Source organism: Bacillus sp. NPDC077027, from assembly GCF_050269555.1.
In the GTDB taxonomy this organism is placed as follows: domain Bacteria; phylum Bacillota; class Bacilli; order Bacillales; family Bacillaceae; genus Bacillus.
Map to the genome: position 1 here is coordinate 121,560 of NZ_JBNNIO010000004.1, position 24,286 is coordinate 145,845.

General features: G+C 40.2%; 23 protein-coding genes. 12 read left to right on the top strand and 11 right to left on the bottom strand.

Annotated elements, in window-relative coordinates:
• Positions 1–2 precede the first annotated feature (2 nt).
• Positions 3–1,214 (bottom strand): MFS transporter, encoded by a 1,212-nt coding sequence (locus ACQKEZ_RS15170; protein ID WP_427302179.1) that lies wholly within the window; start codon positions 1,212–1,214, stop codon positions 3–5.
• 148 nt (positions 1,215–1,362) lie between these two features.
• On the opposite strand from ACQKEZ_RS15170, the gene ACQKEZ_RS15175 reads away from it, so the two are divergent.
• Positions 1,363–1,839 (top strand): aminoacyl-tRNA deacylase, encoded by a 477-nt coding sequence (locus ACQKEZ_RS15175; RefSeq protein WP_427302181.1) that lies wholly within the window; start codon positions 1,363–1,365, stop codon positions 1,837–1,839.
• A gap of 36 nt (positions 1,840–1,875) precedes the next feature.
• Here the strand turns inward: ACQKEZ_RS15175 and ACQKEZ_RS15180 are convergent, their stop codons facing one another.
• Positions 1,876–2,784, bottom strand: coding sequence for a LysR family transcriptional regulator (locus ACQKEZ_RS15180; protein ID WP_427302182.1), 909 nt, complete (start codon positions 2,782–2,784; stop codon positions 1,876–1,878).
• A gap of 103 nt (positions 2,785–2,887) precedes the next feature.
• Between ACQKEZ_RS15180 and ACQKEZ_RS15185 the strand changes: the two genes are divergently transcribed.
• Positions 2,888–4,093 (top strand): MFS transporter, encoded by a 1,206-nt coding sequence (locus tag ACQKEZ_RS15185; RefSeq protein WP_427302184.1) that lies wholly within the window; start codon positions 2,888–2,890, stop codon positions 4,091–4,093.
• 127 nt (positions 4,094–4,220) lie between these two features.
• On the opposite strand, the gene ACQKEZ_RS15190 is transcribed toward ACQKEZ_RS15185, so the two are convergent.
• Together ACQKEZ_RS15190 and ACQKEZ_RS15195 are read right to left on the bottom strand one after the other, a co-directional pair.
• On the bottom strand, positions 4,221–5,297 hold the full coding sequence (locus ACQKEZ_RS15190; protein ID WP_427302186.1) for a DUF3900 domain-containing protein: 1,077 nt from the start codon (positions 5,295–5,297) through the stop codon (positions 4,221–4,223).
• A gap of 199 nt (positions 5,298–5,496) precedes the next feature.
• Positions 5,497–5,646: a DUF1540 domain-containing protein gene (locus tag ACQKEZ_RS15195; RefSeq protein ID WP_427302188.1), complete on the bottom strand. Its 150-nt coding sequence runs from the start codon at positions 5,644–5,646 to the stop codon at positions 5,497–5,499.
• 346 nt (positions 5,647–5,992) lie between these two features.
• On the opposite strand from ACQKEZ_RS15195, the gene rfbF reads away from it, so the two are divergent.
• The 5 genes from rfbF to ACQKEZ_RS15220 are packed head-to-tail and all read left to right on the top strand — an operon-like array spanning position 5,993 to position 10,777.
• Entirely contained in the window at positions 5,993–6,757 is a 765-nt protein-coding gene (gene rfbF, locus ACQKEZ_RS15200) for a glucose-1-phosphate cytidylyltransferase (RefSeq protein WP_427302190.1), read from the top strand.
• A 4-nt stretch (positions 6,758–6,761) separates the two neighbouring features.
• Positions 6,762–7,733: a GDP-mannose 4,6-dehydratase gene (locus tag ACQKEZ_RS15205; RefSeq protein ID WP_427302192.1), complete on the top strand. Its 972-nt coding sequence runs from the start codon at positions 6,762–6,764 to the stop codon at positions 7,731–7,733.
• Between the two features lie 15 nt (positions 7,734–7,748).
• Positions 7,749–8,660 carry a putative nucleotide-diphospho-sugar transferase gene (locus ACQKEZ_RS15210; RefSeq protein WP_427302193.1) on the top strand — a complete coding sequence of 304 codons (912 nt, stop codon included), beginning with the start codon at positions 7,749–7,751 and terminating at the stop codon, positions 8,658–8,660.
• Positions 8,657–9,847, top strand: a complete 1,191-nt coding sequence (locus ACQKEZ_RS15215; RefSeq protein ID WP_427302195.1) for a glycosyltransferase family 2 protein — start codon at positions 8,657–8,659, stop codon at positions 9,845–9,847. The genes ACQKEZ_RS15210 and ACQKEZ_RS15215 overlap by 4 nt, the downstream gene beginning before the upstream one ends.
• Positions 9,848–10,777, top strand: coding sequence for a hypothetical protein (locus tag ACQKEZ_RS15220; protein WP_427302197.1), 930 nt, complete (start codon positions 9,848–9,850; stop codon positions 10,775–10,777).
• A gap of 29 nt (positions 10,778–10,806) precedes the next feature.
• Here ACQKEZ_RS15220 and ACQKEZ_RS15225 read toward each other — a convergent pair whose 3' ends face one another.
• Positions 10,807–11,952 (bottom strand): MFS transporter, encoded by a 1,146-nt coding sequence (locus ACQKEZ_RS15225; protein WP_427302416.1) that lies wholly within the window; start codon positions 11,950–11,952, stop codon positions 10,807–10,809.
• 240 nt (positions 11,953–12,192) lie between these two features.
• The gene (locus ACQKEZ_RS15230; protein ID WP_427302198.1) at positions 12,193–14,232 is read right to left on the bottom strand and encodes a penicillin-binding transpeptidase domain-containing protein; all 2,040 of its coding nucleotides are present in this window, start codon (positions 14,230–14,232) and stop codon (positions 12,193–12,195) included.
• 275 nt (positions 14,233–14,507) lie between these two features.
• Here ACQKEZ_RS15230 and ACQKEZ_RS15235 point away from each other — a divergent pair, with 275 nt between their 5' ends.
• A complete protein-coding gene (locus ACQKEZ_RS15235) occupies positions 14,508–15,890 on the top strand; it encodes an SLC13 family permease (protein WP_427302418.1) in 1,383 nt (460 codons plus the stop codon).
• A 23-nt stretch (positions 15,891–15,913) separates the two neighbouring features.
• Here ACQKEZ_RS15235 and ACQKEZ_RS15240 read toward each other — a convergent pair whose 3' ends face one another.
• Positions 15,914–16,249 carry a hypothetical protein gene (locus ACQKEZ_RS15240; protein ID WP_427302200.1) on the bottom strand — a complete coding sequence of 112 codons (336 nt, stop codon included), beginning with the start codon at positions 16,247–16,249 and terminating at the stop codon, positions 15,914–15,916.
• Between the two features lie 83 nt (positions 16,250–16,332).
• Here ACQKEZ_RS15240 and ACQKEZ_RS15245 point away from each other — a divergent pair, with 83 nt between their 5' ends.
• Positions 16,333–16,563 carry a hypothetical protein gene (locus ACQKEZ_RS15245; RefSeq protein ID WP_427302202.1) on the top strand — a complete coding sequence of 77 codons (231 nt, stop codon included), beginning with the start codon at positions 16,333–16,335 and terminating at the stop codon, positions 16,561–16,563.
• Here ACQKEZ_RS15245 and ACQKEZ_RS15250 read toward each other — a convergent pair.
• Positions 16,547–17,017 carry an Hsp20/alpha crystallin family protein gene (locus ACQKEZ_RS15250; RefSeq protein WP_427302204.1) on the bottom strand — a complete coding sequence of 157 codons (471 nt, stop codon included), beginning with the start codon at positions 17,015–17,017 and terminating at the stop codon, positions 16,547–16,549. The two genes, ACQKEZ_RS15245 and ACQKEZ_RS15250, sit on opposite strands and share 17 nt — an antisense overlap.
• A 67-nt stretch (positions 17,018–17,084) precedes the next feature.
• On the opposite strand from ACQKEZ_RS15250, the gene ACQKEZ_RS15255 reads away from it, so the two are divergent.
• Both ACQKEZ_RS15255 and ACQKEZ_RS15260 read left to right on the top strand, forming a co-directional pair.
• Positions 17,085–17,345 (top strand): hypothetical protein, encoded by a 261-nt coding sequence (locus ACQKEZ_RS15255; RefSeq protein ID WP_427302206.1) that lies wholly within the window; start codon positions 17,085–17,087, stop codon positions 17,343–17,345.
• A gap of 4 nt (positions 17,346–17,349) precedes the next feature.
• The gene (locus ACQKEZ_RS15260) at positions 17,350–17,583 is read left to right on the top strand and encodes a hypothetical protein (protein ID WP_427302208.1); all 234 of its coding nucleotides are present in this window, start codon (positions 17,350–17,352) and stop codon (positions 17,581–17,583) included.
• 38 nt (positions 17,584–17,621) lie between these two features.
• Here ACQKEZ_RS15260 and ACQKEZ_RS15265 read toward each other — a convergent pair whose 3' ends face one another.
• Both ACQKEZ_RS15265 and ACQKEZ_RS15270 read right to left on the bottom strand, forming a co-directional pair.
• The gene (locus tag ACQKEZ_RS15265; protein ID WP_427302209.1) at positions 17,622–19,016 is read right to left on the bottom strand and encodes an amino acid permease; all 1,395 of its coding nucleotides are present in this window, start codon (positions 19,014–19,016) and stop codon (positions 17,622–17,624) included.
• 148 nt (positions 19,017–19,164) lie between these two features.
• A complete protein-coding gene (locus ACQKEZ_RS15270) occupies positions 19,165–20,241 on the bottom strand; it encodes a tetratricopeptide repeat-containing glycosyltransferase family 2 protein (RefSeq protein ID WP_427302211.1) in 1,077 nt (358 codons plus the stop codon).
• Between the two features lie 133 nt (positions 20,242–20,374).
• On the opposite strand from ACQKEZ_RS15270, the gene ACQKEZ_RS15275 reads away from it, so the two are divergent.
• On the top strand, positions 20,375–22,261 hold the full coding sequence (locus ACQKEZ_RS15275) for an ABC-F family ATP-binding cassette domain-containing protein (protein WP_427302213.1): 1,887 nt from the start codon (positions 20,375–20,377) through the stop codon (positions 22,259–22,261).
• A 355-nt stretch (positions 22,262–22,616) separates the two neighbouring features.
• On the opposite strand, the gene ACQKEZ_RS15280 is transcribed toward ACQKEZ_RS15275, so the two are convergent.
• Positions 22,617–24,170, bottom strand: a complete 1,554-nt coding sequence (locus ACQKEZ_RS15280) for an ABC-F family ATP-binding cassette domain-containing protein (protein WP_427302215.1) — start codon at positions 24,168–24,170, stop codon at positions 22,617–22,619.
• Between the last annotated feature and the right edge of the window lie 116 nt (positions 24,171–24,286).

Sequence of the window (24,286 nt, forward strand, 5' to 3'; positions counted from 1 at the left end):
ATTCAGCTGCTCCCTTTTTGTGTGATGGATGCTTTTGCTAATAAATAAAGAATAGCAAAACTAGAACAAAGGAGTACAAAACTGCCTCCAAGGATGTACACAACCCTTACACCATAGATGTCTGCGATCACACCGACCATAAAAACAGAGAGTCCGACAGATACGGAAGAGAGTACATAATGTGCAGCATACACCTTTGATAATAGATGGACAGGTGCTTCCGTTTGAAGAATAGTTTGCTGAGACACATCTCGTATTTGGTAGGCAGGTCCCATGAGAATACAAAGGAAAATTGCTACCCAAGGTATGGCTGTAAAGCCATAGGTGATGGTCAGTATTGCATAAATGATTGAACCCATTGCCATATTGATTAGCAAATGTTTTTGAATCAATCGACTCAGAAGAGCGGCAACGACTCCCCCCAATATAGCTCCAACATAATAAGCCGCATTGATAAAGCCCCACCAGTCTTTTGTTTCGCCTAGCTCCTGTGTGACAAAGACGAGGGTGATGGCACCGATCCAGATGGCTCCTGCCATATTTTCGCAAAAATCCATGAAGGTGAGTGTGCGAATGGTTTTGTTTTGCCAAATAGCCATCCAACCTTCCTTCATACTTTGCCAGGCGTGAGCAGTCTGCTTCGTGTTCTCGCTTTTTAGCATTGGTAAGATAGGCAGTAAAAGAAGATACGAGGTCCCAGTGACGATTGCAGTCAATCCAAATGTGGGTGCAGGTCCAATGAACATGACTATCACACCAGTAAAGGAATATCCAGCAACTTGCACGATCTGATTAAGAATAGAACTGATACCATTTGCTTTGACCAACTGATCAGCAGGTATCAGAATAGGCATGATTGCTTGATTTAATGGGCTAACAATCCCGCCCGCAATGGATATGAGAATGAGTGCAACAAAAAGCAAGGAGGAGTGCTCCTGAAAAAGGTCAAATTGTATGGTAAAAAGGAATATCAATCCTAACCGAACAAGTGGAATCGAGTAAAGGAGCCGGTTTGCGCCAAAACGATCTGTCAAAACAGGTGAAACAAATCCAGACAGTAGCTGACAGAATGTTCTAATCAAAGGAAATAAGGCCGCATATGCAGCAGATTGTGTTTCTTCGTACATGAAGAATGTCATCGTCATGATAAATAAAATATCACTGAATATTAGTAAGCTTTTAGCGCTTATGTATAGCCAAAAAATCTTTCTCATCTATCGTAACTCCCCCCTATGAAAGCATGCTCAGTATAGCATGAAGACAGAATAGGAAGTAAGAACTAAAGCGAAAAATACATCTTAAGTATGAAGCGGATATGATAAAATGATTGAAGAAATCGTCAGTGAAAGGGGTGCTTTGGGATTGGAAAAACTACCAGCACACGAATACTTGGACAAGCATGGGATCGAATATGAAATGAGAGCATTCTCTTCTGAAACCGAAAAAGGTGCAGCAAATGTTGCAGATGCACTAGGGTTTAAAGAAAGACAGATGATCAAAACACTCATCTTTGAAACAGGGGAAGGCGAACAACTGCTAGTGATGGTCGGGGCTGATCAGCATATTAAATCAGGTAAGTTAAAGAAAGCCGTTGGCTCTCGTAATATCAAAATGGCATCACCTGAAACGGTAATTGAAGTGACGGGTTATCGCATTGGCTCGATCCCGCCATTTTGCTGGCAGCCAGAAGGTTTTCGAACCATTATTGAGGAGTCCTTGTTAGAAGAAGACATACTCGGCGTAGGTGCTGGTGTATGGGGAAATGAAATTTTAATCACACCTGACCGTTTGCTTAAAGCGGCAAAGGCTGTACCTTTTGATATTGTTCAACCTTCTTAATTCCCAAAGGTGCCTGAATCCTTGTTCAGGTACCTTTTATATAGGGGAAGGAGGCGTGAATGAATGGATGTTCTTCATATTTAAAAAAGCATTTACTGTCATACTTTCTTCAAGATCGTTGGCACGTTTACAAACGTAAATGGGGCGCACGACTTCAAGTCCTTCTACATGCACACGACCAATTTCTCCACGTTTAAGGCTCATACGAACTGCATCGTTTGGCACTAAGGCAATACCGTAGCCAGCTTTAATCATTTGAATGGCTTCATGCACCCCGCTAAATTGCAAATCAATGGTTGGCTTTGCGATCCCTTTAGAGGTAAATAAAGAAAATAATTTCTCTCTTGTGGAACTGCCTTCCTCTCTCATTAGAAACGGTTCATGCGCGAGGCGTTCTAGCGGAACGGTTCTTCCATTCAATGGATGCTGTGCTGGCACAATAAAATTGTAACTTAAATCGATTAAATGTGACGTTTGAATCCCCTCATGTTCTATATCTTCAATCACAGCAATCGCCACATCCGATTGATATTGTAAGAGATCATTTAATACCTTTGTGGAGTTACCACTGTTTAATTCAATTTCGGTATGAGGTGCTTTCATTTTGAAGACAGCGAGCCAGTTTGGAAGCAGAAAATTTAATGGCACATATGTAGCGGAAATTCTTAGTTTTCCTTTTTTGCCGTTTTGCAAAAGCTCAATTTGGTATTCTACTTCTTTTTCTGCTTCAAATACTTGTCTAGCATACGGATATAAGGTTTTTCCCATTTCCGTTAATGCGATGCCACGCCCGCTTCGTTTGATTAAAGGAAAACCAATGTCTCGTTCAATACTTCGCAATTGTGCAGTTACCGCGGGCTGTGTCAAGGATAGCTGTTCAGCCGTTTGTGTGACACTTCTTGTTTCTGCTACTTTCGAGAAAATTCTGAGCGCATGTAAATTCATCTTTCTTCCACCTATCAATTATTTTGATGATTCATTCAAAAACATTCATTAGATTTATTATAATTGATCCCTTATTGTAAAGATAGCTGGGGGGAATGTTTAAATGGATCGCCGTCGAAAGCAAGTCGTATTCATATCACTTATCACAGCACTATCAATGATTGGAGATTCAATGCTCTATATTGTGCTCCCCATTTATTGGAGAGAAATCGGTTTATCATCTATATGGGAAGTAGGCGTGCTACTGTCGATTAATCGTTTGATTCGCATTCCATTAAATCCTGTCGTTTGGTGGCTTTATCGGTATATGTCAATAAAAAAAGGAATTTTAATCGCCATTTTATTAGCCGCAAGTACAACGATGCTTTATGGAATAAGTGGATTTTGGCTGTTTTTACTCTGTCGTTGTACTTGGGGAATTTCATGGACTTTACTCAGAATGAGTGGAATGCGAATCATTGCAGAGATGGATGCAACATCACAGGGGCAATTTGCAGGGCTTTATAATGGATTGTATCGTTTAGGCAGCTTATTTGGGATGTTGTTTGGGGGAATACTTGCAAGTGTGATTGGGTTTCGAGAGGTTACGTTGTTTTTCGGACTGTTGACACTGACAGCTTTTATCTTCTATTTTCCATTAGCCGATGTTGAAAAGGATGGTCAGAAGATATCGAAAGTGAAAGCAAGGCAACGGGTGCTAGAACTTGATATGGTGAAATTACTTATAACAGGCATGCTTGTGGCACTTATAATACAAGGGCTGTTTGCTTCAACCTTAAGCAGTATCCTTGAAGAAAGGGTATCGGGAGGCGGGATTGTTCTATTTGGATATGTGTTGGGTGTTTCTGCTTTAAGTGGAGGCATTCAAGCGATGAGATGGGGATGGGAGCCATTTATTGCACCACGAACAGGGAAGTGGTTTGATCAATTAAAATCTAAACAGTTGGTGCTTTGTTGGATCTTTATTTTTTTTGGTATGATGAGTGGGTTCAGTATATTGCTCATGCCAATAGGTTGGTTCATTGTCATACTTTTGTTGCTTCAACTTCTTTCTACAATGCTTACCACCTTTGTTGATGCATTTGTATTAACGAAGATAGCATCAATGAAGACGAAGAATGGTTTGATTGCGAGTTATTCACTCGTTCAAGACGTTGGTGCAGCAATCGGTCCTCTATGTGGTTATTCATTGATTCAATTATATGGATCAAGCGGTGTGTTTTGGATGATGATCGTGATTTGTTTGCTGCTATTAGGTCTGTGGATGAAAAGGGGGCACGCTAAAGCTGTTTCTTCACCCTCACAATAATGACTACAACTAAACATGGAAGAATAACAGTACGAAACAGAGAGAGGCCCCTTTTAAAAAGTCTCTCTCTGTGAAACTGCCATGCCAACAAGCGATAAGTTTTAACAATTGGGAGGGCGGGTCATTTTTATTCATCTGTTTCGTATGCCTTTTGTGTGAGGTGGCTGACAACCTCTTTTAAGCCACTTGGTTTGTGGAATTCAACAGGGGTGCTTCCTTTTTCAAATAAGACTTGATCTGCTTCAACAAGCACAACATATCGATTATTGAGCTTTGCGATATGAATAGATTGACCGAAGTCAGCGAGAAGACCTTTGATTTCAGTTTCGCCAAGTCGCATTTTGATGGTGGCTTCTGGCGTTTGCTCAACAATATGTGCGGCTGCCATCGCAACTTGCTCTGTATCAAGTCTTTCTCTGATCTCTCTTTTTTCACTCGCTTCCCATATTTCTAAATCTTGCTCAAATTGTTTGAATTCCTCACTATTTTCTTCATAGGCTTCCACTACTTGCTCTTGTACCATGTTCATGACTTGTGTTTTCATGATTTCTGGCATGGACTCCCCATACTCGACAAACTTCAAAAAATCTTCAAAGTATCGTGCATGTGACGACTGATGAATCTTGACTTCAGCTTCCTCCGTCATTCCTTCTTCTGGCATGTATGGGTACTGAATGGACTTCATATTTTTCGTAGTGATGGCCATTTCAACTTTTTTAATTAACGTAGATGTATCTGAAATAGAGGCAACTTTTTGTTCAAAGTCACATTTCATGATAAAAACGAAAGACTCGTCGAAGTATTTTTTAGGAACGGCTGAAGCGACTAAAAAGACACCGCCTCTGACAGCACTTGTGTCTAAATATGTCCGAACAAAGAGCTCGCTGCATTCGTCAAAGTCTTCCTTTGTTTCAGCAAATCTTGTTTGATGAAATAAATTATAGTTAGGATTGGAATCAAACTCATGTCCAGGTTCCACGATAAAGCGCCCAATTTTGGTTGGCACTTGTTCTGATTTAGGATGTCTATCTACCTTCCGTTTGACGATTTTTTTTAGTTCACCGTCTAGAAAATCCTTTAGTTCACTTTGTTCAAATTCTTCTTGATCAAGAGTTTGGTAATGCTTAAATCTTTTATTTGCCTGCTCATCTTTTCCTTCAACTTCAATCACATAAAATGAAAGAAAACGTATTGTAAAATCCAATTAACTGTCACCACTTTTTCTTCGTCAGATATGTTGAGTATAGAAAAAGGAGCGAAACTCGTCAATGAAAGGGGAATGTTTTGTCATTATTTCCCGAGAAATGTTTATTGAAAACACTTGATAATAATTATCATTCTTGATAGAATGATAAAAGAAAAGAAGGAACCGGCAAGTTCCTTCATCTTTAGTAAGTATTAGATTATTTCGTTTCAAATGTTTCGCAGTCTGTATCTGCGTTACGAGTGACATCAGTGATTGTGCTTTTACCAATTTTAATGGTAGAAGCTGTACAGCTGTTCTCAGCCCAAAAACGGCAAGAGTTCACTTCACAAAGTACGTTTTGTGCCATAGGATTTCACCTCCGTTTTTCATATGAAGAATGAAGCAAGCTACCACTTGTATTCATTCAATTTAGTAGTCTCTTATTGCTAAGAGGCTGTTTGTTGTGCACATGCTTATCATACCACCTACCCTGAAAATATACAATTTAAACTTTTTAAGAGCGAGAGACGTATTTCTCGCTCTTTTTTGTTTGTCAAAAATAGTTGAATGCAAGGTTGCAGGTTCTCTCTCTTTTACATATGAATAGAGTAGATTCTAAAACCTGATGTCGGACAAAGTATGGAGAGATGTACTTGTTTTCTATAAATAAGAGGTTTTAAATCAAAATATTCATAGAGAGATGAGGGGAGAAGATGAAGGCAGTCATTCTCTGCGGAGGAAAGGGAACGAGAATGAGTGAGGTCACACAAGCGCTTCCTAAACCACTTGCTATGATTGGTAATCGGCCAATACTTTGGCACATTATGAAAATCTATCAGTATTACGGAGTAGACGAATTTATTCTACTGCTTGGATATAAAGGAGAAAAGATTAAAGAATATTTTCTGAATTATGATTGGCGGAATCATGATATGAAGCTTGACATGTCCAGCGGGGAGATGCAGCTTTTAGGGAAATCTGAGAATTGGAAGATCACGTTTTTAAATACAGGAGAGCACACGATGACTGGCGCACGGCTGAGGCAGGCAAAGGATTCTATTGGTGATGAGACGTTTATGATGACCTATGGCGATGGTCTTGCAAACATCAATATGTTTCATTTGCTCAAGCGACATCAAGACATCGGAGCGACTGCCACTGTGACAGGTATTGAAAAGATGTCACAGTACGGAACATTGAAGGTGTATAACGGGATGGCAGAATCTTTCTCTGAAAAGACGGAAAGTATTGGGATGATCAATGGAGGTTTTTTTGTTTTGTCTCCAAAGGTTTTTGATTATTTAACAGGTGATGAGGCGTGTGTGTTTGAGGAAAAACCCTTGCAACAGTTAGCAAAAGATGGTGAGCTTGCTGTTTATCATCATCATGGCTTTTGGACAGCGATTGACACGTATAAAAATTTAAAAGAAGTCAATGAGATGTGGGAGCAAGGAAAACAACCATGGAAGGTCTGGTGACGGAATGAGCGGATTTTGGAATGGTAAAAACGTTTTTGTAACAGGCTGTACGGGCTTACTTGGAAGTTATTTGGTGAAAGAGCTAGTGGATCAAGGGGCGAACGTGACAGGACTTGTACGTGATCAAGTGCCAAGGTCGAATTTGTATCAAGGTAGTCAATTTCAAAAAATAAATGTGGTGCACGGCTCACTAGAGGATATGCGGGTGATTGAACGCGCTCTAGGAGAGTATGAAATAGATACGGTGTTTCATTTAGCTGCACAGGCAATTGTAGGTGTAGCCAATCGCCATCCAATTTCGACGTTTGAGGCAAATATATTAGGTACGTGGAATGTTCTTGAGGCATGTAGACAGCATCCGTTGATTAAACGTGTGATCGTTGCATCAAGTGATAAGGCGTATGGAGATCAGGAGCAGCTGCCATATGATGAAAATATGCCACTTAACGGAAAACATCCGTACGATGTATCCAAAAGCTGTGCTGATTTGATTGCGCACACGTACTATAACACGTATGGACTTCCTGTTTGTATCACGAGGTGTGGCAACTTGTATGGGGGCGGTGATCTGAATTTTAACCGTATTATCCCACAAACCATTCAGCTTGTTTTAGAAGGTGAAGCACCTGAAATCAGAAGTGATGGGACGTTTATCCGTGATTATTTTTATATTGAAGATGCCGTAAAGGCGTATTTGCTGTTAGCTGAAAAGATGGAAGAGAAAGGGCTGATGGGTGAAGCCTTTAACTTTAGCAATGAGATCCAGCTTACGGTTCTTGAGCTCGTAGATAAGATTTTGAAGGCAATGGGAAGTGAGCTAAAGCCACGGATTTTAAATCAAGGAACACATGAGATTAAGCATCAATATTTATCAGCGGAAAAAGCAAGGAAACGACTCGATTGGAAGCCGGTGTATTCTATTGACGAGGGGTTAGAAAGGACAATTGAATGGTATCGAGAATTTCTTAAAAAGTAGAGGTGCAAAAGGCGGATGAACAGCATATTTTGTACGGTTCTATCAAGTGGAAGGCTGTATCAGGCGATTGCGTTTTTTTTATCATTAAAGCAAGTTGAAAAAGATGCTGTCATCATGACGCTCTGTATGGATGATGCGGCATTTGAACTACTAAACAAAATGAATTTTCCTCACGTTGAGCTTATTCATGTCAGTCAGCTTGAAACCCCTGAGCTGTTGCAAATAAAACAAGAACGCGACGATGCAGAGTATTGCTGGACGATGAAGCCAGTTTGGATTGAATGGTTATTTGAAAAGCATCGAGCAAGTGAGGTCACTTATTTGGATGCTGATCTGTTCTTTTATGAAAGCCCAATAGTTGTATTTCGACATCAGCCAACCGCTTCGGTTCTCATATCAAGAGGAGACATTGTGATCCCGAGCTTTGATCAAGAAGAAATTAGGATGTTACAGAAACTACTCGGAAGCTATAATTCTGGCTTCATTCATTTTAAAGGGGATGAGGCTGGAAGAGAATGTTTAAATTGGTGGAAGCAAGAGTGTGTCAAAGAGTGTAAAAATGCTCCAGGTGAGGGGAAATTCGGAGATCAAGGCTATCTTGATTATATGCCACAGCTTTTTAAAGGTGTGGAAGATATTCAAACAAAAGGTGTTAATATTGGACACTGGAATTATGGACAGTATACGTTTTCTGAAAAGAATGGACGCATTGTACTTGATAATGTATATCCACTAATTTGTTATCATTTCAGTGGTTTTCGTATCGTGAATCAGGATGAAATACACCAGATCCATGAAAAAGGGCGAACGGATCTTCCGTTTATACAAGAAGGATACAAACAGGTGATTCGTCATGTCATTGAGGCAGTAGAACAGACTGATCCAGCATTTGATGGTTATGCAAAAATGGAGGGGGATGGCGCATGAACAATCAACCAAAAGTAAGCGTCATTATTCCAAGCTACAATGCAAAGGAGCGCTTAGCGAAAAGCCTGCTTTCATTAGAGCTACAAGAAACGAATGTCACGTTTGAAGTCATTGTTGCAGATAACGGTTCTACCGATGGAACAATGGAAATGCTTGAAGAGTTAAACATGGCATTCCCATTCAAAAAAGTCCGCGTTCCTGTGAATCAAGGAATTGCTAAAGGACGAAATCGTGCCATTGTGGAGGCTGAGGGAGAACTACTGATTTTTCATGATAGTGATATGATTGCAGAACCGCAATTTATCCAAAAGCATGCAGATGCTCATGGCGAAAGCGATGATATCGTGATATGTGGTGTATGTTGGAAGCGAATCTATAGTCATTTTTATACCAAATTTGATTCAGACCATATGAATCGGATGAAACAGCAGGGACTCTATCATCAAAAATTGAAGGATTATGAGCCACTTTTAGCAGTGGAAGATATTAAAAATGGTTCGTTTTTAGAAAAAAGTTTTGATTTACAGTCAGATTTTATTGAAACATTGAAAGAGATTTTAACCGCATATGGCCATGATCTTAGTCGGTATGAATTGCCTTGGCGTTTTTTTATCACAAATCATTCTTCTGTCAAACGGAAGCATGTGATGGAGCTTGGGATGTTTGATGAAAACATTGTACGGTATGGATTTGAGGATTATGATCTAGGGATTCGTCTACATCAGCGAGGGCTGTCGTTTAAGCTGCGAGAGGATATCTTAAGTGTTCACCAAGAGCATCCAAGTAATTTAACTTCTTTTGAGGATATCAAATATAACATCATGTACATGTGTGAAAAATACAATCATATTGATGCCATTGATGTACACCTTGCGTTCTCAGGACCATTTACTCATACGGTGACAAATGATATTGTTGCAGAAATTCGCAAGTTACGTGGAAATTCAGAATATGATGGTTTGCTTTTGTATTTTTTAGAATTGCTTCACCTCGTGACCGAACGAAATGTAGGGATGATACGTGACAATAGAGAGCGTTTTTCTGCTGGAAAATTCCCATTAGCAAAGCTTGCAAAGGTGGCTGGAAAAGCAAGACAGGAGTATGGCTGTGCAGTATTTCTTGAGGCTGTTCAGGGATTAAGCAAAGAATTGTTGAACGTTGATTTTTTTAAAGCGGATGTGGTGTAGATGACGACTTATCACTTTACAACCATTGTGTCTAATACTCATGTGTTTAAGCTACTTGCAATGATCCATTCACTTGAACAAGTTTGTCGCTCTTTTCGTTTATCTGTTCTATGTGCTGATGAACTGGCTTTTCAAATATTGGGTGAGTTCAAAAATCCGTCCGTTCAATATGAGCAGGTATCATATGTAGAAGATGATGAGTTGCTGGAAGCTAAAAATAATCGCACGTTTCATGAGTATTGCTGGACATTAAAGCCTGTATTTTTATTAAAAGTGCTTGAAAGTTCTGATGCAGATTATCTAGCTCATTTAGATACTGATTTGTATTTTTATCATGATCCAAAGGTGATATTTGCTGAGAATCCACTAGCTCACTTGTTCTTGACGGATCATCATAATTCTGAGCGGTTTTATCACTATTACGATCTGTCTGGACAATTTAATACCGGCTTTGTTGGGTGCCGAAATACGGACATTGCCAAAAAGGCGGTAGCTGAGTGGCGAGATAACTGTATTGCTCGTTGTACAGTCGAAATGGATAAAGAAAAAATGACGTATGGCGATCAGCGTTATGTAGAAAGATGGGTTGAGAATTTTGAGGGTGTCCATATTATCCATTCACCAGGAGCCAATGCCGCTCTTTGGAATATTGAAAACTATGATATCACCTTACAGGATGGAGAGATTTATCTTCAAACACACCCACTGCTTTTTTATCATTTCTCTGGTTTTACGATCATTGATGAAACAACTTTTAACTTCAACTGGTATTTTTATATGGAGGATCAGAAACTAATTGATCATGTATACATCCCATATGCCAAGTTAATCGCAATGATTGTCAAACGTGTACAGCGTATTTTTCCAGAATTTAAACAAGGTTTTATTCCAAAAAAGTATGTGCCTGATACTCATTTTTATGAAGTGTAAGAAAACCGCTCATTTGAGCGGTTTTCTCTTTAATAACTGTTCCAACGAGTGACCGTTTGATCACTTGGGAGAAAGACAGCTAGGAGACCTAAAATCGGTAGAAGAGCAGCTCCAAACATCGTGGGTGTCAATCCAAAGGCATCAATAAAAGAGCCGAGTGCGACTGAACCAATTGCACCCATCCCGAAAGCGAGTCCAACGGTTAAACCTGACATTGTGCCAATTTTCCCGGGAAATAGTTCTTGTGCGTAAACAACTGTTACAGAAAAACTAGACATTAAGATGATTCCTATGAGTCCAAGAAGGACATATGCAAGAATTGGTCCAGCAAAAGGGAGAATAAGTGCAAATGGAAATGATGCAAGCAATGAAGTAAGGATGACATTCTTCTTGCCAAATCTGTCTGCAAGTGGACCACCTAAAAATGTCCCGACCGCACCTAGAATTAAAAATAAAAAGATATAGGTTTGTGATTCTTTAATCGTCAGCCCATATTTTTCAATGGCGTAAAACGCATAGAAATTCGAAATGGCATTGCCGTACCATGAACGTGCAAAAATGAGAAATACAATAATTCCAAGTGCTGTAAGAGCAGGTTTGCGATAGGCGGCAGGTCTAGTAGAGGTCGAGCCGCTCTTTTTATCCTGTGCTTTAACGATTTGTAATTTCTCTGCATACCATTTGGCAATGTATAAGAGGAAGCAGACAGCAACACCCCCAACAATCGTAAACCATGCAACACCTGATTGACCGAGTGGTACGAGCATTAAAGCGGCAATCAGTGGAGCAAAGGCTTGACCAGTATTGCCTCCAACCTGATAAATCGATTGGGCGAGTCCTCTTCTAGGACCAGCAGCCATATTCGCCACACGAGAACCTTCAGGATGAAAAATAGCAGATCCGAGTCCGATAAATAGAACGCAAAGCAAAATCATGCCAAAGGATGGTGCAAATGCAAGTCCATAGATGCCTATTGCACTTAAGAATAAAGCAATAGGAAGTGCATAAGGCATTGGACGTTTGTCTGTGTACCATCCAATCGCAGGTTGCATGACAGAGGAAACCATGTTTAAAGTGAAGGCAATAAAGCCTAACTGTGTAAAGGTCAGCCCCATTGAACGTTCTAAAATTGGAAACATCGCAGGAATAACTGCTTGTAGCGTATCGTTTAACATGTGACATATGCCAATAATCAATAAAATCGGATAAACTGTTTGCCCTGTTACGGATTTCTGGCGTTTATCCTTTGCTTCGACAGCGATACTCAATGAGACACCCTCCTTTAATTAAATGTTGTCATTTGACATTACTCTCATTTTATTCATAAGGTGAACAATGAATCAATAGGTATTCATAAATATCATGGAATAAAAACAGACACATTCCTTGCTAAATGAATGTGTCTGTTGATCCTATTATTGATAGAATGACGCAATAACTGGTTTCATTTTTTGAACGACAAGTCCGCTGCCGCCTCTGTCTTTTACGTCTTCAATCATACCGACTAATAAGTAATCTTCTTTTTTCGGATTGAATGCAAGTAAAAATCCATTTTCAGTTCCATCGGTTGCACCTTGTTTGCTTTTTAGTTCCGCAGTTCCTGTTTTTGCTGCAATGTCAGCTCCATTTATATTTAAAGAATGTGCAGTTCCATTCGGATTCGTCACTACTTGAACTAGGGCGTTTTTCACAGTATCAGCCGACGATTTTTTGATGATTTGCTTCGCTTCTGTTGTTTTTTGATCTTCCAATAGTTTTGGATAAACCAATTTGCCTCCTGAGGCAAAAGGGGAGTAAGCAAATGCTTGTTCAATTGGCGACATGAGCAATTCGCCCTGTCCGTAACCAGAATCGGCAAGTAAAATATCGGAGGTAATGCCATGATTTGATACCTGTGCTGTTTTCATGGTAAACGGCATGTTTAACTCTTCTCCAAAGCCGAATTTCTTCACTTCTTTTTCATACGCTGATTTTCCGATTTCAAGTGCTTCTTGGCCAAAATAAATATTGTCTGAGTAGACGAGCGCATCGACCATGTTGACAGTTTCTTTTTCGTGTACCCTCGTAATGCTATAATTCCCCCAAGATGAATCTTTCTGCCACTTTAATCCATTGATTGTGCGCACTTTATTAGGCTTGGTTACACCTGTTTCAAGTCCAATTGCGGCCGTCACTGTTTTAAATGTTGATCCGGGTGCATATCTGCTTGCATAACGTGCTTGGAAGGGCAAATTAGGATTTTCACTATACGATTTGTATTGCTTAGGCGTGATCCCATTTGTCATTAAATTCACATCATAGGAAGGTGTGCTGACAAGTGCTAGTAAATCTCCTGTTTTTGGGCTCAAAATGGTGACAGAACCTTTTTCATCTTTTAGCTGTTGATAGGCTTTCTTTTGCAAAGAGGCGTCAATTGTTAGCTTGATGGTTTTGCCGTCATTCCTCGCTGTTTTCTTTAAGGTTTGTTCAATTCCTGTTTCATCGTGAACAATGATGATGCTTCCACCATCTCGCCCTCTTAGCTCCTTGTCATACGTGAATTCTAGTCCTGTTTTTCCGATGATTTGATCGGCTTGTAGCGACGGGTTTCTTTTAATGTCATCGGCATTTGCTTTACCGACATAACCAGTTAATTGTGCGGCCGCTTCATTGTACGGATAATAGCGCATTTCCTTTGTTTGATAGGTCACGCCGCTCACATTACTTGGAATTTTGATCTGATCACGCATGACTTTAAGCGGTACAAACACGTCATCAGTCACCCATTTTTTGTTTAATAGATCATTAATTGAATCTTCGTCTAGGTCAAACGCTTGGCTGATTTTTTTGATATTGCTTGTTTTTTCCTCACCAGTGCCAAGCTTACTAGGAATGATTCCGAGCTCGCTTCCCTCGATGGTTTCTGCAATTGCCTGGTCGTTTCGATCGACAATGTTACCACGAACAGCAGGGTCTGTTTTGACTTTGAGTGTATCTCCCTTTTCCATTTGCGGAAAGATGAGATTTGGTTTCCATTCAACCTTCCATTGATCATTTTCTTCGGAGATGAGACCTTGATAGGATTGTTTTGATAATTTTCCAAGTGATGTCGTCAAGGTCATATCGTAGGTGAATGTATACTGATTTGATTTCTCTTGTTTTTCAACTTTCACATTTGATACGTTGATGTCCGTAGCACCGATTCCATTAAAAATGTTGTTATATTTCTCGGTTAGTTGTTTTTTTGTGAAATCATTTGTTTTTAATGAAGAGGCAGTCACGTTGTCTGCTAGTTTCGTATAGGACTTCTTCTCAATGTTCTGTGTAAATGACTTGACTGCATTGAGTGCACCCTTATCATTTGAAAAAATGGCGTCTTTAAAGATAAATAGAACGATAGCTGTCAGTACGGCAAATAAAAGAGGTAAGATGACTTTCTTTTGTTTGAGTAATGACTTACGTTGGCTTGTGTACAAGCAAAACACCTCAATTTGTATTAGATATCATATATTTTACAGTTTTCGAACGTGCTTTGTATAGTTTCTTTCCAACAGACAGCCTCGTTCTTCTCCCAAAACAGATCAAGAAAATCTGCATAGAATCATTCTTTTCTCCTAGTTTTTTGAAAAGGATATGCCTTTATTTCATCGAATGTTAAAAAATTAGAGAAAATTTTATTAAGCGTTTACACAATGGGGGGATTCTTATCGCTTACAACAAAGTGAAATTGACGGGATTACTGCTTGGACCTATGCTATTTTTCATGACGATGCTTCTCATACCAGAAGCAGAATTAGATCATGCACCAAAAGTGGTGCTTGGCATTACCGCTTGGACGGCGACATGGTGGGTCACAGAAGCACTACCTATACCAGTATCATCTCTTTTGCCCATTATTTTACTCCCGACACTTGGCGGTCTTGATATGGAACAAACGGCAAGGTCGTACGGAGATCCGATTGTCTTTATGTATATGGGTGGCTTCATGATTGCGATTGCGATTGAAAAATGGAATCTCCATAGAAGGATGGCCTTACATATTCTGAGGGTCATTGGTACGAGAAGTCACCGAATTGTACTAGGGATCATGATTTCGACCGCTTTTTTATCTATGTGGATATCTAATGCGGCCACTGCACTGATGATGCTACCAGTTGCACTTGCTGTGATCAAACAAGTAAAGGAGAATCAAATTTTAACCGGTGAGTCACTTGATCGGTTCAGCAAAAGTATTTTGCTCTCTGTTGCATATGCTGCGTCAATTGGTGGATTGGCAACGCTAGTCGGCTCTGTGCCAAATGCAGTGTTCGCCGCAATGTCAAAAAAACTATTAGACCGAGAAATCATGTTTTTTGAGTGGTTTTTATTCGGATTTCCTGTCGCTGTGATTTTGCTGATTTCACTATACTTCTACTTAACAAAGGTTCAATTTAAAGTGGAACACACGAGTGACATCGAGCCTGAATTTATCAAAAAGGATATGCAGCAGCTCGGAAAAATGAAACGAGAGGAAAAATGGGTGTTTACTGTTTTTTCGATGACCGCATTTTTGTGGATTTTTAAAGCCTTTCTATTTGGGCATTTTCAAGTATCCGATACATCGATTGCCATCTTTGGGGCAATGCTTTTGTTCCTCATCCCAGCTTCGTCTGGCGAGAGAATATTAGAGTGGAACGACATGAAACAATTGCCTTGGGGGCTTTTGCTGTTATTTGGCGGAGGGCTTTCCCTTGCGACCGGTTTTTCTGAAACAGATTTAACGGGCTGGATTGGTCAAAATCTTCAACACTTGCAAGGATTCTCTTACTTTATGATTTTGCTGATGTTAACGGGGGCTATTTTGTTTATGACTGAAATTATGTCTAATACTGCTGTCGCCAACATGATGATTCCGATTACGGTAGGCTTGGGGCTTGCCGTCGGTGTTGAGCCATATGGATTGATGGCTGCCGCTGCGCTTGCGTCTTCCTGTGCATTCATGCTACCGATTTCAACTCCGCCTAATGCGGCTGTATTTAGCGCAGATGTGTTAAAGATTTCGGATATGATCAAGGCAGGATTTTGGTTGAATGTCATCAGTATTGTGATTATTGTTCTCGCTGTTTTCTTTTGGCTACCTATTGTTTTAAACTGAATATGAAAATGAGTGAACGAAATTTACTCCGGCTTAGAACGAATGGAGACAATGGGGGATGAGGACTCCTTCGTTTTTGGCTTGGGCTTTTTTTGTTTTTCTTTTTTTGGCATATAGTAGGTCGCGCCAATATTGAGCCTGCCTTGTAGCTGATCAATAGATAATTCTCCGAATTCCACATGATAGTCAATCTTGTCAACATGAAGTGAGTCAATATGTATATGGGTATCTTCAGAAACCGGTGCGCTACATTTCTTTTCTAGTGCTGCTATTCTTTTTTCGATTGCAGCGAGTTTTTTGGCATCATCACGTCCAATTTTTTGGAAGAGTGATTGAATCATTTTTTTCAAGTACACCACGACCTTTTCTTACTCCTTCTTTTATTCTATGGAAAAGCTATCGGAAATATACTGTATAGATGACCATGAAAGGAGAGAAGGGTATGCTTCCAACACGAATCAACATCGCTTATGTGAAAAATAACTCCTTTGGTACTGGATCGACCATGACATTCGGTTCTACTGTTGTGAAAAACAGATGCTGTACAGTAAAAAGAAACAGTGGCTTTGGCGAGCAAAATGCAGATGGTGTGGTCACACTCCTCCCGATTGAAACCATTGATGATCGCGATCAAGTGGACGCTGTCAGTATTAAAATTAATCATCTATTATAATGGCGGTTGCCTTTCCTTCATCCTTTTGCATACGAATGTAAAGAACACCATCTTTAAATGCCGCATTCATTTTCCCGAGGACGATGTCTGGTAGACGAATTTTCTTTTCGAAGTTTCCGTATTTGCCTTGCTTTTGCCTGAAGTCTTGCTCATTAAAAAAAGAAATGCGTTGCCCTTTGATGACCAAATATTCTCCGTATGATAACACCTGTACATCCTCTTTCCGGTAACCAGGCAAATAAATTAAATATTGAAATTCCGAAGCGGTTTCGACAATGTCCATCATGGGAAAGGAGTCGGCACCTCTATGATCTTGTTGAGTAAAAGCAAATGGAGATTGTCCATTTGTCATAAAAGGCGATCTTTGTTCATCGTCAAAGATCATTTTCCAGAAATCATCACCATGCATTTGTTGGGCAATATCCATCCACTGTTTCATTTTTTCGAAGTCCATTTGAAGGCCTCCCGTTTTAACATACTTGATTGGTGCTGGCATATAACTATAAAAAGGAGGTTTATCTGTGGTTCAACCAACTCCGTATATCAATATTAATATTTTCATGTTGAAAATTAATTCCTTTGAAAATGCTTCGGCGGTCAATGTCGGGCAAAATTTATTAGCAGAATGGCATAACTCAGACAAAAAAAACCAAGGATACGGGCAGAATTTTGGAGATGGAAGCGGCTTTGTCGGAACGAAAAGTCATGTTGATGATAGAGATCAAGTGGATTCGCCTGCATCTTTTACACCAGCAACGAACAAACCAACTCAAAGGAAGTGATCTCATGTTATTTTCGCCCTCTGTCGTCAATGTCGGTGCTTTTAAAGTCAATGCAATGGATCGAGGGGCTTCACTGACACTTGGTCCATATCAGCAAGTCGATTATTTTTTATCGATGAAATTAAATCAGGGATTCGGTGAAGACAATGGGGATTGCTCCCCGCTTGTAATTCCGATTTCAAGTGTTTTAGATCCCGATTTAAACGACTCCAACTCAGCTAAAAACAGTATTATTTAATGAAAAAAAGACTAGGGGAAATGTCCTCTAGTCTCTTTTTAATGGTTCGCATCATTTAGATGGCTTTTACGTCTTGCATATGTGAAATAAACAACTACACCTATTGCAATCCAAATGAGGAACGCTATTTGGGTCATTGGCTGAAGCGTTGTTGCCAGTTTGATGCAAATTATTGCGCTAATGATAGGAAGTACTGGGACAAACGGTACTCTAAAAGCCGCTTTAATGTGCGGGTACTTCTTTCTTAACACGATGACAGAAATGGAGATGACCGTAAATGCGGCAAGTGTACCAATACTCACTAAGTTTGCAAGTGTTGACAGATTCACAAAACCAACAATACACGTCGCAATGAGTCCAGTGATCCAGGTGTTTGCAAATGGTGTTTTTGATTTTGGGTGAACCTTTGAAAAGATCCTTGGCATCAGCCCATCATGACTCATCGCAAAGGTTAAGCGTACTTGTGCGTAGACAAGTGCGATAAGTACAGTTGTAATACCAACTATTGCTCCTGCTGAAATAATACCAGCCACACCATTTAAGCCAACGACTTGCAGGGCATAAGCAACAGGATCACTTACATTTAGCTTCGTGTAATGAACCATTCCTGTTAGTACAAAGGAAACGCCGATGTACAAAATCGTACAAACACCAAGAGCAGTAATGATGCCAACTGGCATTGCTTTTTGAGGATTTTTCACTTCTTCAGAAGCGTTCGCAATGGCATCAAACCCAAGATACGCAAAAAACACGGTTGCTGCTCCAGCGATAACTCCATCAATGCCCATTGGCATAAACGGCGTCCAATTTTCCGGTTTCACATAAGCGATACCTGAAATGATAAAGAGAAGGACGATGGCAATTTTCAAAAGAACGATGATGTTGTTAAGGCGTGTACTTTCTTTCACACCTCTCGACACAATAAATGTAATCAGCAAAATAATGAGTGCCCCTGGTAAATTGAACATGGCACCATCAGCAGCTCCTGGTGCTGCCGATAAGGCTTTTGGAATATGAAGCCCAAATCCGCTGAGTAGCGATTGAAAATAAGATGACCATCCGCTTGCAACAGCTGAAAGTGCCACGACATACTCAAGCATCAAATCCCAGCCCATTAAAAAGGCAAGGAATTCACCAAGCGTTGCATAAGAGTAGGTGTAGACACTGCCTGAAACCGGAATAGACGATGAAAATTCAGCATAACAAAAAGCAGCGAGTGCACATGCGATTGCGGCGAGAATGAAAGATATAATAATCGCAGGCCCTGCATCTTTTGCAGCAGCAACCCCTGTTATGACAAAGATACCTGTCCCGACCACACAGCCGATCCCAAGTAATATTAGGTCAATCGTATTAAGTGAGCGACTGAGTCGGTTCGTTTGGCTTTCAAGCATGAGCTGGTCAAGGGACTTTTTTCGAAATAAAGAACTCATGAAGACCTCCTAATGGATAAAGCTTTTCTTAAGATGAGTGTTAGTATATGCGTAATTAATGATTTAGTCAATTGCTTGAACGATGCTTTAAATCACTAAAGTTTTAAAGGATATTGTCATGTAAAAGAAGAAAAGACCCCGTAAGGTCTCATTTCTCTTGATCTTTGAAAAATTCACCATTATGAATGACGCTAGGATGCGTCGGGTAGTGTTGTTCGGATTGCACATGATGCTTTTTCGCTTGGTCTAAGTTTCCAAGCTGCCAGTAGCAGTAGCACAATTGGAGGTGCGGATACCAAGTGGTATATTGGGTTAACGTAAATGCTGTATCATTTACGGGTACAGAAAGTGCAAGCTGATACCAGAAGATCGCTGCTTCATGTTTGCTTTTTTCTTTGAAATAATCACCAAGACGGCAGCAAAATTCAGGGCGTGGTTGGTCAAACAAAAATGATCTTAAAAGTGATTGCATTGCGCCCTCTTTGTAATCGACAGCCAAATAACAGTCAGCTAAATATTGACAGGCTCTAATCTCATCTTCGATCCAGCATTGCTTTGTCGCTAAGAACTCATTGTAAAAACGGATTGCTCTTAAATGTTGACCGTGATCCTTTAATTCATTTGCAAAATAAAAAAGGTCACGTGGCGTCATCTCTTCATTTCGTTCGAGCATGCTTTCATAAATACGAAGATTTCGTCCTGGCTCGGAAGGGGTCGTTTTCTTTCTTTTTTGGTGAGTGACGGCAATGTCCACAGGTATGATGTGTCCATATACATGAAGATATTCATGAACCGCCCCATGCCACTGAAAGTCTCGCTCACGCTTCACTAGTCGATTTCTTCTATATTTAAAGTTCACATTCCCTTCGGCATCAAAGCCAACATGATAAAACATCGACACTGCATCAATTGTTGTATTGAGCGTTTGTTTGAGTTGAATGAATTTTTCTTGATCTTCTTTGAGAAATACATCATCTGCATCCATCCATAAAATATACTCTTTCGTTGCATGAGAGAATGCGAAATTCCGAGCTTTGGCGAAATGATTGACCCACTCAAAGTCGATTACATGCTCTGTATATTTTTGAGCAATCGCTTTCGTTTGATCGGTTGAGCCTGTATCCACAATAATGATCTCATCTGCAATATCTTGAATGGAGGACAGGCAATCGTCCAACACTTCCTCTTCATTTTTGACAATCATACATACGCTGATACTGATCATCGTTTGATCACCTCTTTTTAGTGTATAAACACTTGAATGGAAACATTCTTTTTAAAGAGGTTTTTTTAAAACTAGTTTTCTGCCTGATGCTGATTTAAAATAAGGAAAGAACATAGGTAAGGGCTGATAAAAAATGAGTTTAATGAAAGTAGAAGGATTATTTAAAACTTACGGCGAAAAAACGTTGTTTGATCATATTTCATTTCATATTGAAGCGCAGGAACGAATTGGGTTAATCGGTCCAAATGGTACTGGTAAGTCAACATTGCTTAAGGCGATTGCGGGGCTTGAATCAGTTGAAGCGGGCGAGATAACGAAAGCAGGTACGCTTGACATTGAATTCTTGGAACAAGAGCCTGTGATGGACGGGGATGAAACCGTTCTATCCTATGTCTTTTCTGGAACTGCACCGATGATTCAAACGATGAAAGCATATGAACAGGCACTCCTTGATTTAGAGCTTGATCCCCAAAACGAAATGAAGCAGGAAGCACTGCTGCGCATGCAAAATCGTATGGATCAAGAAAGTGCTTGGGACACTAATTTAGCAGCAAAGACCATTTTGACAAAGCTCGGTGTTCAGGACATTCATCGACCTGTCAAAGCGCTGTCTGGTGGACAGAAAAAGAGAGTAGCCATTGCAAAAAACTTAATTCAACCAGCGGGTTTATTGATATTAGATGAGCCGACCAACCACCTTGATAATGCAACAATTGAATGGCTAGAGGGTTATTTAAGTCAATATCCAGGTGCAGTCATACTTGTAACGCATGATCGGTATTTTCTAAATCGAGTCGCTAACCGTATTTATGAGCTGAATCAAGGTCAGCTTTATACGTATAAAGGCAATTACGAGGTCTTTTTAGAAAAAAGGGCAGAGCGTGAAGAAGAAGCACAGGTAAAAGAAACGAAGCGCCAAAACTTACTTCGTCGTGAACTGGCATGGCTAAGAAGGGGTGCTAAGGCAAGAACAACAAAGCAAAAAGCAAGAATTGGGCGCGTTGAGGATCTGAAAGAACAGAAGGCGCCTGAAGCGAAAGGCGATCTTGATTTTGCTATCGGCTCGCATCGTCTTGGTAAACAGGTGATCGAGGCGGAAGATATCACGATTGCATTTGGTGGCAAAACATTGGTGCAGCAATTCAATGAATTGATTATGCCAGGAGATCGTATTGGCTTGATTGGGCCGAATGGTGTTGGAAAAACCACATTGCTCAATTGTCTTGCGGGCAAGATTGAACCAGCATTCGGTCATTTGACGATTGGACAAACGGTGAGAATCGGCTATTACACTCAGGATCATCGGGAAATGAACGATGAATTAAAAATGATTGACTATATAAAAGATACAGCTGAAATTGTCAAAACTGTTGATGGTGCAGTTGTGACTGCCGAGCAAATGCTAGAGCGGTTCTTATTCCCAAGGTCCATGCAAAGAACACTGATCCGCAAGCTATCAGGTGGAGAGAGACGCCGGCTTTATTTATTAAAGGTGCTCATGGAAGAGCCGAATGTGCTTTTCTTAGATGAACCGACAAATGATTTGGATACAGAAACCTTAAGTGTACTTGAAGATTATTTAGAACAGTTCCCAGGTGTTGTGATTACCGTATCGCATGATCGTTATTTCTTAGATCGTGTGGTTGATCGCTTGCTTGTGTTTGAAGGTGATGGACAAGTTTCTCATTTCCAAGGAGCATACAGCGATTATATCGAGCAGGAAAAGCATCAGAAAAAGGAAGAGGCAAAGCCTGTGGCGATAGAGCAAGTATCTGCGCCTAAAAAAAGAAAAAAATTATCGTATAAAGACCAGCTTGAATGGGATGGAATTGAAGATCGTATTTCAGCCCTAGAAGAGGAACACAGTCAGCTAGAATCACGTATAGCGGAAGCAGGAAGTGATTTTGGAGAAATTCAAGAACTAATGGAAAAGCAAACGGCAGTTAGTACAGCGCTTGAACAAGCGATGGAACGTTGGACAGAGCTATCCATGATCATTGAAGGATTAGAGAAAGAATGATGCAAGGCTGTAGACAAACGTTTTCAACATGATCGTTTGTCTACAGTTTTTTTATCTTTGTTTTTGATAAGTGAGCTTGGCAACGGCATCACGTAGGTGGATGGATTCCTCGTTTCGGGATTCGATTAGAGAGCCAGACCCGAGAATTCATGGTACACCGACTTGTTCAAGATCGACTGTTCTACGTTTTGGAAATCGGGCATTCTTTTTTTGGGGGAAATCATGATTTAACATCAAGTGCATAAAGGAAAAGCTTGTTTTACTTTTAGGTAGGAAGCATTTGATGGACATCCAACCAGAATACTAAAAAGGAAAAGCCTTAGTTCTCAACAAATGAGTTCTAAGGCTTTTTTGTTTATAGTACTTTTGTTGTCCAAGATTCACAATTCCATGTGTCTGTTGCGATATCTTGATAAAATTCTGGTTCATGGGATATGAGTAACACGCTACCTTTATATTCTTTGAGGGCACGCTTTAATTCTTCTTTTGCATCTACGTCTAAATGGTTTGTTGGCTCGTCAAGGATAAGAAGGTTGGTTTCTTGGTTAATGAGCTTACAGAGACGTACCTTTGCTTTTTCGCCACCACTTAGGACAGAGACACGGCTTTCAATGTGTTTTGTCGTCAGACCACATTTCGCAAGTGCTGCTCTGACTTCATATTGCGTGTAGGAAGGGAACGTATCCCATACTTCTTCAATGCAGGTATTGCTATTTTTCTCTTTTACTTCCTGTTCAAAATAGCCGATATGCTGAAATTCACCACGCTCTACATGACCAGATATTGGCGTAATTTCTCCAAGCAAACTTTTTAATAAGGTCGTCTTACCAATTCCATTTGCACCATAAAGAGCAATCTTTTGGCCGCGTTCCATTCGTAGATCCAGTGGACGCGATAATGGTGCGTCATAGCCAATGACAAGATCCTTTGTTTCAAAAATAAGCTTGCTAGATGTTCTCGCTGGCTTGAAATGAAATTCAGGTTTTGGCTTTTCAGCAGCCAATTCAATCATGTCCATTTTATCGAGCTTTTTCTGGCGGGACATCGCCATATTCCTTGTGCTAACACGCGCTTTGTTACGTGCCACGAAGTCCTTTAGTTCAGCCACTTCTTGTTGCTGACGTTTATAAGCGGATTCGAGCTGTTGCTTTTTCACTTCGTATACTTGCTTAAATTGATCATAGTCGCCAACGTAACGAGTCAGCTCTTGATTTTCCACATGGTAAATCAAGTTGATGACACTGTTTAAGAACGGAATGTCATGTGAGATCAGAATAAACGCATTTTCGTATTCCTGTAAATAACGCTTCAGCCATGCAATATGCTGTTCGTCTAAGTAGTTGGTCGGCTCATCCAAAAGAAGGATTTCGGGCTTTTCAAGCAATAGCTTAGCAAGCAGAACCTTCGTCCGTTGCCCACCGCTTAGCTCTGTTACATCTCGGTCAAGTCCAAGATCTGCTAGACCAAGACCTCTTGCAATCTCTTCTACCTTAGAATCAATGACATAAAAATCATTGTTAGTTAAAGCATCCTGAATGATTCCAACTTCCTCAAGCAACTTTTCTAGCTCATCTGGGTCAGCGTCACCCATCTTGCCGTAAATATCGTTCATTTCCGCTTCCATTGAAAATAGGTAATGAAAGGCATCCTGAAGGGCTTCACGGATGGTTTTCCCTTTTTCTAGGACCGTATGCTGATCAAGGTAGCCAACACGGACATTTTTTGCCCATTCGACTTTTCCTGCATCAGGTTCAAGCTTACCAGTAATAATATTCATAAACGTCGACTTACCTTCACCATTGGCTCCGATCAAACCGACATGCTCGCCCTTTAGTAAGCGGAAAGAGACTTCGTGAAAAATGGCTCTATCTCCGAAGCCATGGCTTAAATCTTTAACAGATAATATCATGTTTTCACACCTCAAATAGATTCAAAACGGCTAATGCCTCTCATGATTATATCGAACTGTTCGTCAGGATAAAAGCATCAAAAGAAAAATTGCGTTTCAAAGCTGATTTTGAGATA